The organism is Halorubrum yunnanense, from assembly GCF_026586675.1.
Taxonomy (GTDB): domain Archaea; phylum Halobacteriota; class Halobacteria; order Halobacteriales; family Haloferacaceae; genus Halorubrum; species Halorubrum yunnanense.
Genome location: NZ_JAODIX010000011.1, coordinates 15,152 through 31,324 on the forward strand (window position 1 = coordinate 15,152; position 16,173 = coordinate 31,324).

Here is a 16,173-nt window from a genome sequence, read left to right on the forward strand (position 1 = left end):
GTGGTGAGTCTCGGTCGGCCGCCGCCGCTCGCCGCTCAGTAGATCAGCTCGTCGTCGCTCTCGATCATGAACAGCGTCCGCGCGGCGATGTTCACCGCGTGGTCGCCGACGCGTTCGAGGTCACGGATCGCGAGGAGGGCGCGGGAGACGTCGTCGAGCGCGTCGGCCAGGTGGTCGGGTTCCGGCTCTGCGGTCCCGTTGGTCGCGGCGCGGGCGCGGTCCGCCTCGAGGAGCTCTCGGACGACCGACTCGCTGGCCCGCCGACACCGCTCGTCGAGGTCGTCGTCCCGGACGTCGATCTCGCGACAGGCGTCGGGATCGGACGTCTCGTAGGCCGCGACCGCGTCGGCGACCATCTCGCCGGCCGCGTCGCCGAGTCCGCGGAAGTCGACGGCCGAGTGGATCCCGCCCTCCTCGCCGCCGTACGCGGCGATGTTCGTCGCCAGGTCGCCGATGCGTTCGAGGTCGGTGATGATCTTGAACGAGGCCGCCACCAGCCGGAGGTCCCCGGCTACGGGCTGCTGGAGCGCGAGCAGCTCCGTGCAGTTCTCCTCCAGTTCGAGGTAGCGGTCGTTGACGACGTGGTCGCCGCCGATCACCTCGTCGGCGAGGTCGTCGTCGCCCGTCTCGGCCGCGCGGAGTGCGGTCTCGTACCGGTCGAGGACCAAGTCCCCCATCGCGACCACGTCGGTCCGGAGCTCGTCGAGCTGTTCCTGGTAGTTCTCGCGGGGCATTATCCGAACTTCCCCGTGATGTAGTCCTCGACGCGCTGTTCCTCGGGGTCCTCGAAGATCTTCGTGGTGTCGTCGTACTCGACGAGCCGGCCGCCGGTGAGGAAGACGGCGGTCCGGTCGGAGATGCGCGCCGCCTGCTGCATGTTGTGCGTGACGATGATGACGGTGTACTCCTCCGCCAGATCGTCGATGAGGTCCTCGATCTTCGAGGCCGCGACGGGGTCGAGCGCCGAGGTCGGCTCGTCCATCAGGATGACCTCCGGGTCGGGCGCGATCGCCCGGGCGATACAGAGCCGCTGTTGTTGCCCGCCCGAGAGGTCGAGCCCCGAGGAGTCGAGCTGGTCTTTCACCTCGTCCCAGAGCGCGGCGCGCTTGAGCGACTCCTCGACGCGCTCGTCGATGTCGCCCTCGTACCCCTGGATCTTCAGGCCGTACGCGACGTTGTCGCGAATCGACTTCGGGAACGGGTTCGGCTTCTGGAAGACGATCCCGATCTTCCGGCGCAGCGCGACCGGGTCGACGTCGTCGTCGTACACGTTCTTCCCGCCGAACTCCACGTCGCCTTCGACCCGGCAGACCTCGATCATGTCGTTCATCCGGTTGATACACCGGAGGAACGTCGACTTGCCACAGCCCGAGGGGCCGATCAGCGCGGTCACGTCGTGCTCGTTTATCTCCATCGAAACGCCGTCTAACGCCTGTTCTTCGCCGTAGTATACGTCCAAGTCACGCGTTTCGATGACCGTGTCTCGGGCGTTGAGGGGAGCGTGTCGCGACTCCTCGTCGCCGGTCTCGATCGTCGTCTGTATCTTCGGGGAACTGTCTGATTCGCTCATTTGTTAGTTCGTACGTCCGTACTTGTTCCGGATAACGATTGCCGTCGCGTTCATCAACAGCATCAGTACGAGCAACACCACGGCGGCCGCCGGAACAACCCCGTGTCGGAACTCGGGCTTCGCGTTCGCCGACGCGGCGAAGATCTGGAGCGGGAGCGCCGTCGCGCTGGAGAACAGCCCGCTCGGCGGACTGTACTTCGTGGTGGCGACCGCGATGATCACGAGCGGCGCGGTCTCGCCGATCGCTCGCGCCAGCGCGAGGATCGTCCCGGTGAGGGTCCCGGGAATCGCTTCGGGCAAGACGACCTCGCGGAGCGTCTGCCACCGGCTCGCGCCCATGCCGTACGACCCCTGCCGAAGGTCGTTGGGGACGGACCGCAGCGCCTCCTGCGTCGAGACGATGACGATGGGGAGGATGAGGAGGCCGAGCGTCCCGGCCGCGGAGACGACGATACCGGTCCCGAACCCGAGCGTCCGCCGGAACAGCGCGAGCCCGAGCAGCCCGTACACGACCGAGGGGACGCCGGCGAGGTTCGAGATGTTCACCTCCAGAAGCGTCGCGAGTCGACCGCGGAGCCCGGTGTCTGGCGCGTACTCCTCGAGGTATATCGCCGCGCCGATTCCGACCGGGAACGCGAGGACCGCCATGAACCCGACGATGATGATCGATCCGACGATTTGCGGGTAGACGCCCGCGTTACTCGCGGTCAGTCCGTCCCACGACTCCAAAATCAGGGTCGGCGTGAGGTACGAGTCCGGACTCTCGATCCCGAGGCGGTCGACGAGGGAGGCACCGAGCAGCACGCCGCCGAGGATGACGAACGGCCCGGCGATGCCGACGCGTCCCTCCGGATTCGTCTTGACCGACCACCAGGTGACGTACCCCGTGGGGACGGCAAACGCCGAGAAGACAACGATGGGAAGCGACGCGTCAACCCCAGCGGCTATCGACGCCACGGCGACGGCGAGGCCGCCCGCGGCGACGACGCCGCCGGCGACGGCGCCGGTGCGGCGACCGCGGCGGGAAGCGGTTAGCCACGCGACGAGGAGCGCCGCCGGAACGGTGACGAGACCGAAGTACATGATCCACTCCGCGGCGACCCCGAGCGGCCCGCTGATCGGACCATCCACCAGCGCCGCGACGCCGACGCCGACGATGATCGACACGGGGATGAGCGGTCCGGTGTACGTCCGCTCGTCAGTCGTCCGGTCGTACGCCAAGACGAGTACCGGGGGGAGCGACGCGAAGAACGCGTAAATAAACACGTCGTAGGGGCTGAGCGCGTCGACGACGACGTACGTGACGAAGCTCAGAAGGAGCCCCCCGAACACCGCCGCGAACGCCAGGGCGTTCGCCGTCCGCACTGCCGGCCGCCGACGGGCGTACAGCGTGAACGCGGCCGTTGGCGCTACGAGAGTACCGAAGTAGACGAGGAACCACGTGGAAGACGCCGTTCTCGGCCGGAACGCGTCGTTCGAGATCTGTGCGAACAACACGAGCAGCGAGACGATCCCGACGAGCGTCGCCGCGACGAGCGCGACCTCGAAGAGCTGTCCTTTCAGCTGCTGGATCCGGAGTGCCGTGCTTTGTCCGAGTTGGTCGCTGGTAGTCTCTTCTGTAGCCATATTAGTACTCCTCCCGGAACCGCCGTCTGACGAGTTCGGCGAGGATGTTCATCGTCAGCGTGATCGCGAACAGCGTCAGCCCGAGCGCGAACAGCGCCTCGTAGGTGGGGCCGCCGCCGTACGAGTCGGCGCCGGCGATCTGAACCATCGCCGCCGTGATGGTCTGACTCGACTCCGCGAGGTTGCGGAGGACGTTCGGGAAGTACGGCATCTGCGGGCTCATCCCCATCGCCATCGTGACGGCCATCGTCTCGCCGATGGCCCGCGAGATCGCGAGCACGTACGACGCGACGATACCGGAGGTCGCCGACGGGACGACGATCCGCGTCGAGACGTCGAACTTCGTCGACCCGAGCCCGTAGCCGCCCTGTCTGAGGCTGTCCGGCACCGCGCTCAGCGCGTCCTCGCTGATCGACGAGACCATCGGGATAATCATGATCCCGACGACGATGCTCGCGGACAGCGCGTTGAACGTCCCGAGAGACGGCATAACGAGCGTGAACTCCGGGAGAACCGACACGCCCGGCGGAATAATCTGTACGGAAATCGGGAGGAAGCTGTCGATCATCGGTGTGACGTACACGAGCGCCATGTAGCCGTAGATGACGGTGGGCACGCCGGCGAGGATCTCCAGGGCCGGCTTCAGTATCGATCGGGCTTTATCACTCGCGTACTCGCTGAGGTAGATCGCCGCCGCCAACCCGACCGGGAGCGCGATCAGCGCCGAGAAGACGGTGACGATGAGGGTCCCGCTTACCAGCGGGAGCACGCCGTACGACTCGGCGATGACGGGACTCCAGCTCGTCCCGGTAAAAAACGCGATCGGTGATATCTGCGACCAGAACGAGAGCGCTCGTCCCGACAGCGCCAGGATGATCCCGACGGTTACGAGTATCGTCAGGACGGCGCACGCCGCGATCAGACGGCCGTAGAATCGTTCCTTTCGGACGACGAATCCGCTCCGTTGGAGCGACCCGACCCCGCTCTCCGATTCCTTGCTCATGCAGGTTGGTAAAACGTGAGGTGTGTAATCAGCGTTCCCTTTCGAGCGCTACGCGCTGTACTCGTACTCGCCGGCGATCGCCTCTTCGAGGGCGGTGAGGTTGGCCTCGACCATGTCACTGCTGCTCGGGACGTAGCCGATGTCCTGGGCGATGTAGTCCTCGTCGGCCTCGTTGATGTAGTAGCGGATGAACTCCTGAAGGTGGTTCTTCTCCTGGATCTTGCCCATGTGGCCGTAGGTGAACAGCGGCCGAGCGAGCGGGTAGTTCCCGCTCTGTGCGCCTTCGAGGCTCGGCTCGACCGGCTCACTGCCGCCCTCGCTGAGGCTGAGCGCCTTGACCGAGTCCGGGTTGTTCGTATAGTACGCGAAGGGGAGGTAGCCGAGCGCGTACTGGTTACCGGAGACGCCCTGCGCGATTAGGTCGTCCTCCTCGGTCCCCTCGAAGTCCTCGCGAATGTCCTGGTCCGCCTCGGTCTCCCCGATGACCGCCTCGATGAAGTAGTCGTACGTGCCCGACGTACTCGCCGGTCCGTAGAGGTCGAACGGCTCGTCAGGCCAGTCGGAGTTGACGTCCGCCCACGTTTCGGGTTTGGTGTCCGGCGACCAGATCGTCCCGAGGTCCTCCAGCGAAATGGAGTCGATGAAGTCGGCCTCGTTGTTGACGACCACGGTGAGAGCGTCCTGCGCGAGGAAGAACTCGACCGGCTCGATGCCGTTGTCGCGGCAGCGCTGGAGCTCGTTCTCGGTGATGGGTCGGCTCGCGTTGTTCATGTCGCTGTCGCCGGGGATGAACACGTTGTTGAACCCGCCGCCGCTGCCGTCCCGAGTGAGGTTGAAGTCGACCTCGGAGTGCTGCTCGGAGAACTGACGAGTGACCTCCTGAGCGACCGGGTAGACCGTACTGCTTCCGGAGATCCGGATGTCTCCGGAGAGGCTCTCGGAGCCGTCTCCAGAGCTACCGTCGCTCCCGTCTCCCCCACTGTCGGACGTACATCCCGCAAGCCCGAGTGCACCCACACCGGCGAGCGCCGCAAGCGATTTCCGCCGCGTGATGCCGTTCCCGTCCGCGTCGTGGCTTGATGCCATCACCTGATCGAGGGCGTCTTCGACATAAGTAGTATGCTATGAGGGGTACTGTTCGGAGGGTACCGCTCGGGTGAACTATGTACGCTATATAGATCGCTCTGCGACCGCGACGGCCGGAGCGCGCGGCGTTCGCGCTCACGCCGGCGTATGTCTAAGACCCTCCGTGCGAAGACCGGGAGCATGGCCTCCCCGAGGAACGGAGACCGGATCCGACTCTCGCTCTCCCGCGAGGAGGCGTGGGTCGCCCACACCGCCCTGCTCGATGCGGGCGCGACCGTGGTCGACGCCGACGACGCCCCCGCCCAGTGCCGACCGATCCACCGTATCGAGCGCGACCGCGCGCTCACCTCGGACGGCGCCGTGCTCCTCCGCGACGCGCTGGTCGACTACCTCGGCGACGCCCCCGTGCGCGACCGGGCGCCGGGACGGGCGCTGTTGCGGCGGGTCGACGAGGCGGTCGAGTCGTTCGGCCTCTCGCGCCGCCGACTCGAACGTCTGAGCCGGCCCGCCGCTCCGGTTCGACCCGGCCACGACCCCGCCGCCCCGGTCACTCCGCCTCCACCGCCTCGATCAGCAGCTCCGCGACGTCGACGATCTCCACGTCGTCCTCGAAGTCGCCCGTCTTCCGGCCGTCCTCGAACATCGTCGTACACATCGGACAGGCGACGACGAACTTCTCGATCGCGTCGCCGGCGTCGGTGTCCTCGACCGCCTCGCGCAGGCGCTCCTCGCTCGGCTTGACGTCCTCCTCGTGTTCGGTCCAAAGGCCGCCGCCGCCGCCGCCACAGCAGAACGAGTCATCGCGCGAACGCGGCATCTCGTGGAGGTCGGCGCCGGTCGCCCGGATCAGCTCGCGGGGCGCCTCGTACTCGTCGTTGTACCGACCGAGGTGACAGGGGTCGTGGTAGGTGACGGTGTACGCCAGCTCGTCGCCGGCGAGGCCGAGCCGCCCCTCGTCGACCAGCTCCTCGACCACCTGCGTCCAGTGGAAGACGTCAATCCCGCCGTCGGCGTTCCACGGCGCCTCGCGGTCGAACGGCATCATCGGGTCGTCGGCGAACTCGGCGAAGTCGACCTCGGGGTACTCGTTTTTGATCGTGTTGTACGAGTGCGGGTCCGTACAGACGATCGAGTCGAACTCGCAGCCGGCGAACGTTTCGACGTGGTGGCCCGCCAGTTCGAGGTAGAGGAACTCCTCGCCGATCCGGCGGATGTCGTTGCCGTCGGTCTTCTCGTCGTCGAAGAGGATTCCGAACGACACGTCGGCCTCGTCGAACAGGCGCCCGAGCGCCCGGGCGACCTTTTTGTTCCGGTCGTCGAAGCTGGGGTAGTCGCCGACGTACCAGAGGTATTCCACCTCGCGCTCGCGGGCGTCCGGGACCTCCACGTCGTCCAGGTCGTCCGCCCAGTCGCCGCGGGCCGACTGCGACTCGCCGAAGGAGTTCCCCTTCTGCATGACGTCTTGGAACATCCCCTGGAGGTTCGAGTCGACCGCGCCCTCGTCGACGAGCTGGCGGTTCATCTTCGTGAACGAGGTGAGGTGTTCGATGTCGACCGGGCAGGCGTCCATGCAGGCCATACACGACATGCAGGACTCCATCGACTCCGCGTCGACGACCCCGCCCTCGTCGGCGACGATGGGGACCGTTCCGCCGTCGGAGGCCGCGGTCCCCCCGTCTGTCGCCATCTCCTCTCGGTGGCCGGCCACCGGGTCGTCGGTGACGGACTCGCGGTACGCCTTTAAATCCAGAATGACGTTCCGCGGGTCGAGGTTCCGGCCGACCGTGTCGGCCGGGCAGGCGTCGGTACACCGGCCGCACTTCGTGCAGGCGTCGCCGTCCATCAGCTCCTTCCAGGTGAAGTCGTCGAGCGACTCCGCGTTGGTGTGGTCGAGGTCGGCCGGCACGTTCGGGAGGCGGGCGCCCGCCTTCTCGTCGCGGGCGACGACGTTCGCGAACGAGGAGATCATGTGGAACGGCTTCGCGTACGGGATCCACGCGATGAAGGCGAACGCCAGAAGGGAGTGGCTCCACCAGACGACGCCATATATCGCCTCGGCGCCGGCGGCCGTCAGGCCCAGCCCCCGGAAGCCGGCCGCCATCGCCATCCCGATGAAACTCACCGTCTCGTCCGCGCGCGCGGGCTGGCCGACGATGCCGAGCGCCTGCACGACGAAGCCGCCGACACCGAGCGCGAAGAGGGTCCAGACGAACGCGTCGTCCTCCAGCGAGGTGTGTTTCCCCCACAGTCGCCCGTCGCGCTCGCGGTAGCGGCGGTACATGGCCATCCCGACGCCGACGACGAACAGCAGGCCGAACGCGTCGACGACGAACTGGTAGGCCAAGTAGAAGTCGCCGACCCAGAACGACTCGCCCGCGATCGGGCGGTAGAGGTCGATGTCGAACCCGAGGATCGTCGTCGCGACGAGCAGGGTGAGGAAGCCCCACAGCACGAACGTGTGCATCACGCCGGCGTACGCGTCGCCGTCGAACTGGTTCTCGTTCGACATGACGGTCCTCGTCGCCGCGACGACCCGCGACGGGAGCTCCGACAGCCGGTCGCGGGGGTCCGCGCTCCCGCGGGCGTACGCCGCGAACCGAGCGTACACGCCGTAGCAGAACACGAGGATCGCGACCGCGGCGAGCCAGTAGAACGCGGCCTTCCCCACCGGGCCGATCGTCCAGAACGTCTCCCGGGTGGCCGCCTGCAAGGGAGTCATGGTAGATTAGCCGGATACGGCGGGGTTAAAACTTGCCACAACGCGGAGTCGCGCTCCCTCAGAGCGCTCTGACGACCGCCGCCGCGAGGAGTCCGCACCCGACCGCCAGCGCGACCGCGTCTCCCCGCCCGAACGCGAGCCGCGGGAGCGTCGGGTTCCAGGCGAAACACCGCGCGTTCAGCGCGGTCCCGAGCCGGTCCGCCCGTCCGAACGCCCGATTGACGCCCGCGACCGCGACGAGCCGCATCCGATCCCGGACCGGGAGCGCGCCGCCGCCGCGCGCTCGTATCGCCTCGCGCGCCGTCAGCAGGTCCCGCTTCAGGAGGGGCAGGAACCGGAAGACGAGCGCGACGCCGACGCCGAGGAACTGCCCCGCCCTGCCCGGCACCGTGCGCTGGAGCGCCGCGCGCGACTCCCGGACCGGCGTCGACCGGACGTACCCCGCGGCGACGACAAGGATGAGCAGCACCCGATAGCTCGCGAGCCCCGTGGCCGCGGCGCGCTCGGGTCGGAACCACGGCGCGCCGAGCGTCGCGCCGGCGACGAGGGGCGCGAGTGCGAGCACCGGGAACGCGAACCGGTAGGTCCACACGTCGCGCGGGCCGCCTTCGGCGAAGGAGAGGCAGGCGACGGCGAGGAGCGTGAGCGCCGCGAGCCCGCGGGGCGTCGTGTACGCGTACGCCGCGGCCGCGAAGCCGGCCTGTACGAGGAGTTTCGATCGCGGATCGAGCCGGTGGGCGAGCGAGTCGCCGGGGGCGTACGAGAGCGTCACGGGTCCGACGCGGAGGTCTCGCCGGCGCGGGTCCCGGCGGCTCCCGCGGGCACTCGGACGTCCAATCCCGGCAGGTCGCCGACCGCCGCCTCCGGAGCAGCGTCGACCGCAACCCGCCCGTCCGCCAGTCCCACCACCCGGTCCGCGAGCCCGAGGACGTCGCGGAGGTCGTGGGTGACGACGATCACGCTCGTTCCCGCGCGGCGACGCTCGCGAAGGCGGTCCACGACCGAGCGGCGGGCCGGCTCGTCGAGCCCGGTGAACGGCTCGTCGAGGACGAGGTGGTCGGGCTCCATCGCGAGGGCGCCGGCGATCGCGACGCGCTCGCGCTCGCCGCCCGACAGCGACGCGATTCGGTCCTCCCCGCGCCCGGCCATGTTGACAGCGTCGAGCGCCGCCGCGACCCGGCGGTCGATCTCCTCGTGCGCGAGCCCCAGATTCTCCGGGCCGAACGCGACGTCGGCGCCGACGGTGGCCGCGACAAGCTGGTCGCGAGGGTCCTGGAACACCATCCCGACCGCGGTCCGGGCGGCAACGAGGTCGTCCGCGACGGGCGTCCCGTTGACCGCGACCGTCCCCGCGTCCGGCGTCGCGAGCCCGTTGAACGTCCGGACGAGCGTCGTCTTCCCGGAGCCGTTCGCGCCCGCGACGACGAGAAACTCGCCGTCGGGAACCGAGAGGGAGACGTCGTCGACGGCGGTGACGGCCCCGTCGTCCGACCCGTCCCCGTACCGACAGGTGACGCCGTTGACGTCGATCACGCTCCCGCCTCGGAATCGCTCACGCTCCCGCCTCGGAATCGCTCACGCTCTCGCCTCACGCGGCCGCGATGGCGTCCGAGCGCACGACCCCGACCGCGGCAGCGACCTTCGCGGCCTCCGCGGGGAGGAACACGGCTGCACCGGTGACGAACGCCTCCGCGAGAGTGAGCTCGGGGAGCACGACCGCCAGCCCGACGACGCCGAACGCGTAGATAACGACGACGCCGGCCGCCGTCGCGCCGACGAGGGTCCCGACTCCGACCGCGTCGAGGTCGCGGAGGTCGGTCCCGCGGTGGACGACCGCCCCGACCAGCGCCGCGGCGATCGGGTACGACCAGAGGTAGCCGGCCGTCGAGCCGACGAGTACGCCGACACCGGCGGAGCCGTTCGCGAACACCGGGGCGCCGAGCGCCCCGGCGAGCAGGTAGAAGGCGAGCGCCGCGCCGCCCCACACCGGACCGAGGTAGATCCCGGCGAGGAAGACGCCGAGTACCTGCAGCGTCACCGGCGCGGGCGAGAGCGGGAACGGGAACGATACGTACGCGAACGCGCCGACGAGCGCCGCGAACAGCGCCGCGCGGGCGAGGTTCGTCGCGGCCTCATCGCCGACGAGCTCCACCGACTCCGTGTTGGTTGCCATGTGCGCGACAAACTCGTAAACCGACTTGAAAATACTGGTTGACGACGGGCCGAATCACCGACCCCGCGCCCGAGGGGTCGGCTCGGTCGTCACAGCTCCGCGCCGCACTCCGGGCAGAACGACGGGTCGAGGTCCGGGTCGATCGACGACCCGCACCGCGGACAGAACCGCGTATCCCCGTCGTCGCCGGCGAAGACCCGCGTGTCGGTCCCCGAGTCGTCGTCGACGAAGACCTCCGTGCCCGACGCGTCCCGGGCGAACAGCTCGACGTCGTCCGCAAGGGAGTACGCGCTGATCTCGTCTTCGTCGACGGCGAACAGCGCGTCCCCGTGCGACTCGGTGACTCCCCCGGGCCGTTCCAGTACGAGCGCTCCGTCGGACGGGTCGAGCGCCCGGAACGCCTCCGATCGGGTCTGGACTACGTAGTCCGCGACGAACTCGATCCCCACGCCCCACTCGTCGGTCGGGTCCGAGCTGAGCGACCACAGCCGCTCGCCCGAACGAGCGTCGAACGCGCACCCCATCTCTCCGTCCTCTTTCGACCCCGCGAACACGATTCCGCGTCCGACCCGGATCGTCCAGACTTCGCCGCCGAGCGTCGACTGCCAGCGCTCCTTTCCGGTGCGCTTACTGAACGCGACGATAGACCCCTCCTCGCCGCCGACGTACGCGGTGTCTCCGTCCATCTCAAACGAACCCAGGATCCACCCCTCTGACTCCGCCACCCAGCGTTCGCGTCCCGTGTCGAGATCGATCGATCGAAGCGTGTTATTCTCCTGAGTCACCGAGCTGTTCGTCCCGACGTACAGCGATCGGTCGTCGATATCGAACGTCCAGCAGTAGTCGCTGAACGGAACCGACCAGACCTCGTCGCCCGTGCGCAGGTCGAGCGCGACGATCCCGTCGTACCCGTGGAACAGCAACGTGGTACCGTCTTGGACGGTCTCGAAGATACGGTCGGCGCCGTACGACCAGACCGACCCCCCCGTGTCCGGATCGAGCCGGTGGACGTTCTCGTCGGTGTCGACGACGTACGGCTTGCCGTCCGAGGTGAACAGGTCTCCGGAGTACCCCGTGGAGCGCGTCCACAGCTCGGTTCCGTCTCCGGAGACGGCCGTCACGTGGCCCGTGTCGTCGCCGAGGTCCGTACACTCGACGTACGTCCGGCCCGTCTCGGTACGTCGGACGTCGTCGATCGGGTCGGGAGCGACGTACTCCCACCTTGTCGCCCCGGTGTCCCGGTCGCACGCCCACAGCGTCGGGCCGGCGGTCAGGTACACGGTTCCGTCGTCGCTCGTGAACGCGTTTTCCGCCTCCGACGTCCACGCGGTCTCCCCCGTCGAGACGTCCAGGGCCCGCAGCGCGTTGTCCGTGTTCACGTATACGAGGCCGACATCTGAAGCGCCCTCAGCCCGGATCCACCCCGCGTCAGGAACGGTGGTCGTCCACTCGGTAGTGACTCCCATATGTTCTTCTACGATCCTCTGTCACGTAGGCGTACCGCTCCCCGTAGGTCTGCCCACGCCGCCCCGGGACGGCCGCGCCCGTGACGGGCCGTGTCTGCGGGACGCTCACTCCGACCGATCGCGGCCGGGAGCGTACGTCAGGCGCGGGGCGTCGAGACGCCTTCCACCGCGCTAACCCCGCCGTGAGCGCCGCTCGGACGGAATGCCGACGACACGCTTATTGGTCCGCCGACCCGACTGCCTCGTCAATGGACGAGAAAACCGCCGAGCTCCGCGACATCTTCGTCGAGGCCACCGGGTCCGACACGGTCACCGAGCGGCAGGCGGAATCACCCGGGAGCCTCACCGACCGGGACGAGGCCGCCCTCGGCGAGCGCGCCCGCGAGCTGGTCGCCGCGATGCGCGAGCGGTACGACTTCTCGACCGACCTCGACGACGCGACCTACGTTCGGATCGCCCGCGGTCACTTCGAACTGGACGACGACGCTGCCGTGGCCGCCGCGCTCGCCGAGAACGGCGAGGCGTCCGCCGAGCCGGTCGACGTCGAGCCCGAGACGGTCCGGGACGCCCGCTTCGACCTCCACCTCGTGCGCGAGGCCGACCGCGAGGTCGACGACGGGCCGTTCGAGTACGCGGACCTGAAGTCGCTCACCGCCGAGGGGCGCTCTATCGTCGAGTGCGCGGAGGCGCTCGACGGCGATCCCGACGCCGTCGCGAAGTACGCGCGCGTCGCCCGCGTCGACCTGACCGCCACCCGGGCGAACGAGCGCTTCCGCGACGAGCTCCGCGACCTCCTCACCGACGCCGAGATCGAGGGCAACCACGCCGAAACCGCCCGCGACGACGGCCTGAAGGAGGCGACCGAGGACATCGAGACGGACGTTTCCTTATAAATACCGCACGCCGAGGCGGCATGCCGGTCCGCGGCTTTCTCAGAGTTATCCGACCGTCCACGCTCACTCGTGCGCGTTTAGAACGAAGCGGCGCGCCCGCGACGTCGGCAGCGCCACGCCCCGGCCCCCGTGGAACCGCCGACTCTCGTCGAAGGCGGCGGCCCGGGGTGGCGCCGCCTGCGCCGGGCCGTCCGCCGTGGCGCCGTCCGCGCCGAACCGTCCGCCGCGGCCGGAGCTTTGGAGGCGTCCGCCGTCGACTCGCACTCGACCATTTATAAGCGAAACCGCGCCCAACCACCCCGTGACCCCATTCAGCGACGTGGCCCGCGCGGCCTACTGCCCGCGACAGCTCTACTACGCCCGCCGCGAGGACGACCGGGCGGTTCCACCCGACGCCCGCGCCCGGACGGACCTCGCATATCGCTACCCCGCGCTCGCCGACGCGCCGGACGCGACGCTCCGGCGGCTCCCGCTCCGACGCTCCCCCGCCGCCTACCGGCGGAACCTCGACCGGCTTCGGGAGCGCGACGACTACGACCGGCTCGCTGACCCCGAGCGCGAGCGCGCGTTCGTCTCCGGGAAGGACTGCCACGGAACGATACATAAGGTGCTCTCCCCCACCGGCGACGATCCGCCCGTCCCCACGGTCGTCTCGCCGGGCGAGCCACCGGAAAACGGCGTCTGGGAGCCTCAGTCGGTCAGGGCCGTCGCCGCCGCGAAGGCGCTCGCGTGGGAGCGCGAGCGCGAGGTGCCGCGCGCGCTAGTCGAGTACCCGAGCGTCGGCGCCGTGCGCGAGGTCCGACTCACGACCCGCAAGAAGGCCGCCTACCGGCGGGCGCTGCGGGCCGCTCGCGCGATCGACGGCCCGCCGTCGCGGGTCGACGACGACCGGTGTTCCGCCTGCGACTACCGGGGGCAGTGCGGCGTCGGTCGCCGGTCGTTCCGGTCGCTCCTCGGGTAGCTCCTCACGGCGAGAACGACGTCCCGCACTCCGAACAGGTGAACCGGAACCGCCCCTCGTCGGTCAGCTCCGTCGCGTGCGGGACCTCCTCGCCGACGAATCCTCGCGGACGGCCTCCCACCGACGAATCCTCGCCGAACCCCCGACCTCGCCGACGATCCGTTGGCCAAACCTGTTCCGACCCGTTCGTTTATATGTGTGAGACGCGTCGGCACGGACACGAATGACACGAGACGATCGTGGTCGTTCGGAGGATAGAGGAAGTCGCCTCGCGGCGGCTGGCCGCGAAATTCTCCGAGAATAACGACTCCGGGGCACGACCGCCCCGCGGCGGCACCGGCTCCGAACCCACCGCAGAGACGACGGACTCCCTTTTGACCCGAACACCACTCACCGACCTCGACGAGGTACAGCTGTTAGACACCACCCTGCGCGACGGCGAGCAGATGCCGGGCGTCTCGCTGACGCCGGCCGAGAAGGTCGACGTCGCCCGCGAGCTCGACGCCGCGGGGATGCACCTGATTGAGGCCGGCTCGGCGTGCACCTCGGAGGGCGAGCGCGAGGCCATCCGCCGAGTCGCGGGCGAGGGGCTCGACGCGGCCGTGACGAGCTTCGCCCGCGGCGTGAAGCGGGACGTCGACCACGCGCTCGACTGCGGCGTCGACGGAATCAACCTCGTCGTCCCCGCCTCGGACAAGCACGTCGAGACGAAGGTCGGCTCGACCCGTGACGAGGTGGTCGACACCACCGTCGAGCTCGTCGAGTACGCCACGGACCACGGCCTGTGGGTCGAGGTGCTCGGCGAGGACGGCTCCCGCGCCGACCTCGACTACCTCGACCGCCTGCTCGGGGCCGGCCTCGACGCCGGCGCGGACCGGATCTGCTACTGCGACACCGTCGGTGCGGCCGACCCGGAACGCACCGCCGAGGTCGTCTCTCGGCTCGCGGACCTCGGCCCAACGAGCCTCCACACCCACGACGACCTCGGCTTCGGCGTGGCGAACGTCCACGCCGGGCTGCGGGCGGGCGCCGACACCGTCCACGGCACCGTGATGGGCGTCGGCGAGCGCGCCGGCAACGTCGCCCTCGAGGAGGTCGCCGTCGCGCTTGCCCGGTCGTACGACGTGGACACCGTTGACCTCCCCCGGCTCTACCGGCTCTGCCGGACCGTCTCGGAGGCCACGGGCGTCGCGCTCCCCCCGAACAAGGCGGTCTGCGGGTCCAACGCCTTCGCCCACGAGTCCGGGATCCACACCGACGGCACCCTGAAGGACGGGACGATGTACGAGCCGTACCCGCCGGAGACCGTGGGCCGCGAGCGCCGGCTCGTTCTCGGCAAACACGCCGGCCGCGCGGGCGTCAAGGCCGCGCTCGCCGAGCACGACGTCGCGGTCGACGCCGACGAGCTGAGCGCGGTCGTGAGCCGGGTCAAGGAGCTCGGGGACCGCGGGAAGCGCGTCACCGACGCCGACCTGCTCGCGATCACCGAGGACGTGCAGGGCCGCGAGCGCGACCGCCGCGTCGAGCTCGTCGACCTCTCGGCCACCTCCGGCGGGAACCTCCCGACGGCGTCGGTCCGGCTCCGCGTCGCCGACGAGGAGCGCGTCGCCTCCGGCACGGGCGCCGGGCCGGTCGACGCTGGCCTCGAGGCCGTGCGGGCCGCGCTGGCGGGCGATTCATCCGGCGAGGGCGTCTCCTTCGACCTGAACTCCTACCACGTCGACGCGATCACGGGCGGCACCGACGCGGTCGTCACCGTCGAGGTCGACCTCTCGCGGGGCGACCGCTCCGTCTCGGTCTCCTCGACCGACGCGGACATCACCCGCGCCAGCGTCGTCGCGATGGTCGACGGGCTCGACCGCCTGCTCTCGGCCGCCGCCGAGGACGGGTCCGTCCCGGACGCGCCATCGCTCGCCGACGACTGAGCGAGGGGCCGCCGCGAGCGCGTCTGACGAGGTTTTTAAGCGACGACGCCCGAATGTCGCCCGTGAGCGTCGTCGTCGCGGTGAAGCCATCGGCGCGAAAGCGCAACGCGAAGGTGGGGCGGCTCGTCTTCGAGGACGGCCCCCGCCACGCGTTCGAGAGCCGCGCGGCCGCCGAGCGCTGGGCGGCCGACCTCTCGACGGGGGACGGCCACGTCTGGGTCGCGAGCGCGCATCCCCGCGACGGCGACGACGTCGACTGCTACCTCGTCTCGCGGGCGACGAACGCGAAGCTGGAGGCGGCCTACGACAAGCGCCGGCGTCGGCTGCGGGGCGACCGCGCGCCCCGGCAGGAGTCGCTGGGCGGGGAACCGTAGGGGTCGCTCGTCGCGTCGCTCGCGATACGGCGTTCGAGAGAGAAGCGCCGAGGCGGAGATTTGAACTCCGGTGTCCGAATGGACAGTAGATTTCGAATCTACCGCCTTGGCCAGGCTAGGCTACCTCGGCTCACTTGCGGGTTGGCCGGTTCCGCTGTTATGCGTTTCGATCGGGCGCGACCGGGTGCGTCGATCTTTCCCCGCTTCACTTACTTATATATCGTCGACGACGACGCCGTTAACGCCTCCAAAGCCCCAGCCGCTCGCTTATAAATCGCCGCTACTGGATCGCCGGTGAACGCCTCCAAAGCCCCAGCCGCTCGCTTATAAATCGCCGCTACTGGATCGCCGGTGAACGCCTCCAAAGCCCCAGCCGC

Annotated in this window: 14 protein-coding genes, 1 tRNA gene and 2 pseudogenes; 5 read left to right on the top strand and 12 right to left on the bottom strand. The window is 69.3% G+C overall.

What is annotated here, in order from left to right; all coding sequences use genetic code 11:
- Positions 1-35 precede the first annotated feature (35 nt).
- From phoU to N5096_RS02730, 5 genes are read right to left on the bottom strand one after another with little or no spacing between them, the layout of a single operon-like run.
- Complete coding sequence (phoU, locus tag N5096_RS02710; RefSeq protein WP_267662799.1) at positions 36-734, bottom strand: phosphate signaling complex protein PhoU; 699 nt, start codon at positions 732-734, stop codon at positions 36-38.
- Positions 734-1,570, bottom strand: a complete 837-nt coding sequence (pstB, locus tag N5096_RS02715; RefSeq protein ID WP_267662800.1) for a phosphate ABC transporter ATP-binding protein PstB — start codon at positions 1,568-1,570, stop codon at positions 734-736. Before pstB ends, phoU begins: the two co-directional genes overlap by 1 nt.
- Positions 1,571-1,573: 3 nt before the next feature.
- Positions 1,574-3,196 carry a phosphate ABC transporter permease PstA gene (gene pstA / locus N5096_RS02720; protein ID WP_267662801.1) on the bottom strand — a complete coding sequence of 541 codons (1,623 nt, stop codon included), beginning with the start codon at positions 3,194-3,196 and terminating at the stop codon, positions 1,574-1,576.
- 1 nt (position 3,197) lies between these two features.
- Positions 3,198-4,199: a phosphate ABC transporter permease subunit PstC gene (gene pstC / locus N5096_RS02725; RefSeq protein ID WP_267662802.1), complete on the bottom strand. Its 1,002-nt coding sequence runs from the start codon at positions 4,197-4,199 to the stop codon at positions 3,198-3,200.
- Positions 4,200-4,247: 48 nt separating this feature from the next.
- Positions 4,248-5,285: a PstS family phosphate ABC transporter substrate-binding protein gene (locus tag N5096_RS02730; protein WP_267662803.1), complete on the bottom strand. Its 1,038-nt coding sequence runs from the start codon at positions 5,283-5,285 to the stop codon at positions 4,248-4,250.
- A 180-nt stretch (positions 5,286-5,465) separates the two neighbouring features.
- Between N5096_RS02730 and N5096_RS02735 the strand changes: the two are divergent.
- Positions 5,466-5,750: pseudogene (locus N5096_RS02735) on the top strand (DUF7853 family protein); the annotation flags it as partial.
- Between the two features lie 82 nt (positions 5,751-5,832).
- Here the strand turns inward: N5096_RS02735 and N5096_RS02740 are convergent.
- The 5 genes from N5096_RS02740 to N5096_RS02760 form a co-directional block, all read right to left on the bottom strand.
- Positions 5,833-8,004, bottom strand: a complete 2,172-nt coding sequence (locus N5096_RS02740) for a heterodisulfide reductase-related iron-sulfur binding cluster (RefSeq protein WP_267662804.1) — start codon at positions 8,002-8,004, stop codon at positions 5,833-5,835.
- A gap of 58 nt (positions 8,005-8,062) precedes the next feature.
- Positions 8,063-8,776, bottom strand: a complete 714-nt coding sequence (locus tag N5096_RS02745; protein WP_267662805.1) for an energy-coupling factor transporter transmembrane component T family protein — start codon at positions 8,774-8,776, stop codon at positions 8,063-8,065.
- The gene (locus tag N5096_RS02750; protein ID WP_267662806.1) at positions 8,773-9,537 is read right to left on the bottom strand and encodes an energy-coupling factor ABC transporter ATP-binding protein; all 765 of its coding nucleotides are present in this window, start codon (positions 9,535-9,537) and stop codon (positions 8,773-8,775) included. The genes N5096_RS02745 and N5096_RS02750 overlap by 4 nt, the downstream gene beginning before the upstream one ends.
- A gap of 55 nt (positions 9,538-9,592) precedes the next feature.
- Positions 9,593-10,177: a biotin transporter BioY gene (locus tag N5096_RS02755; RefSeq protein ID WP_267662807.1), complete on the bottom strand. Its 585-nt coding sequence runs from the start codon at positions 10,175-10,177 to the stop codon at positions 9,593-9,595.
- An 89-nt stretch (positions 10,178-10,266) separates the two neighbouring features.
- Entirely contained in the window at positions 10,267-11,643 is a 1,377-nt protein-coding gene (locus tag N5096_RS02760) for an outer membrane protein assembly factor BamB family protein (RefSeq protein ID WP_267662808.1), read from the bottom strand.
- Positions 11,644-11,891: 248 nt separating this feature from the next.
- On the opposite strand from N5096_RS02760, the gene N5096_RS02765 reads away from it, so the two are divergent.
- Both N5096_RS02765 and N5096_RS02770 read left to right on the top strand, forming a co-directional pair.
- Positions 11,892-12,536, top strand: a complete 645-nt coding sequence (locus tag N5096_RS02765) for a hypothetical protein (RefSeq protein WP_267662809.1) — start codon at positions 11,892-11,894, stop codon at positions 12,534-12,536.
- Positions 12,537-12,837: 301 nt separating this feature from the next.
- Complete coding sequence (locus tag N5096_RS02770) at positions 12,838-13,497, top strand: hypothetical protein (protein WP_267662810.1); 660 nt, start codon at positions 12,838-12,840, stop codon at positions 13,495-13,497.
- Positions 13,498-13,501: 4 nt separating this feature from the next.
- Here the strand turns inward: N5096_RS02770 and N5096_RS16300 are convergent.
- Positions 13,502-13,591: pseudogene (locus N5096_RS16300) on the bottom strand (cupin domain-containing protein); the annotation flags it as partial.
- A 280-nt stretch (positions 13,592-13,871) separates the two neighbouring features.
- Between N5096_RS16300 and N5096_RS02775 the strand changes: the two are divergent.
- Positions 13,872-15,422 carry a (R)-citramalate synthase gene (locus N5096_RS02775; RefSeq protein ID WP_267662811.1) on the top strand — a complete coding sequence of 517 codons (1,551 nt, stop codon included), beginning with the start codon at positions 13,872-13,874 and terminating at the stop codon, positions 15,420-15,422.
- A 62-nt stretch (positions 15,423-15,484) separates the two neighbouring features.
- On the top strand, positions 15,485-15,796 hold the full coding sequence (locus N5096_RS02780) for a DUF8081 domain-containing protein (protein ID WP_267662812.1): 312 nt from the start codon (positions 15,485-15,487) through the stop codon (positions 15,794-15,796).
- Between the two features lie 45 nt (positions 15,797-15,841).
- Here the strand turns inward: N5096_RS02780 and N5096_RS02785 are convergent.
- Positions 15,842-15,926 (bottom strand) — tRNA-Ser (locus N5096_RS02785).
- Positions 15,927-16,173: the final 247 nt, after the last annotated feature.

Excerpts from the sequence above, each read along its gene's own strand:
- N5096_RS02765 (WP_267662809.1), top strand. The coding sequence starts at position 11,892 with ATGGACGAGAAAACCGCCGAGCTCCGCGACATCTTCGTCGAGGCCACC.
- phoU (WP_267662799.1), bottom strand. The coding sequence starts at position 734 with ATGCCCCGCGAGAACTACCAGGAACAGCTCGACGAGCTCCGGACCGAC.
- N5096_RS02755 (WP_267662807.1), bottom strand. The coding sequence starts at position 10,177 with ATGGCAACCAACACGGAGTCGGTGGAGCTCGTCGGCGATGAGGCCGCG.
- pstC (WP_267662802.1), bottom strand. The coding sequence starts at position 4,199 with ATGAGCAAGGAATCGGAGAGCGGGGTCGGGTCGCTCCAACGGAGCGGA.
- N5096_RS02730 (WP_267662803.1), bottom strand. The coding sequence starts at position 5,285 with ATGGCATCAAGCCACGACGCGGACGGGAACGGCATCACGCGGCGGAAA.
- pstB (WP_267662800.1), bottom strand. The coding sequence starts at position 1,570 with ATGAGCGAATCAGACAGTTCCCCGAAGATACAGACGACGATCGAGACC.
- pstA (WP_267662801.1), bottom strand. The coding sequence starts at position 3,196 with ATGGCTACAGAAGAGACTACCAGCGACCAACTCGGACAAAGCACGGCA.
- N5096_RS02760 (WP_267662808.1), bottom strand. The coding sequence starts at position 11,643 with ATGGGAGTCACTACCGAGTGGACGACCACCGTTCCTGACGCGGGGTGG.
- N5096_RS02740 (WP_267662804.1), bottom strand. The coding sequence starts at position 8,004 with ATGACTCCCTTGCAGGCGGCCACCCGGGAGACGTTCTGGACGATCGGC.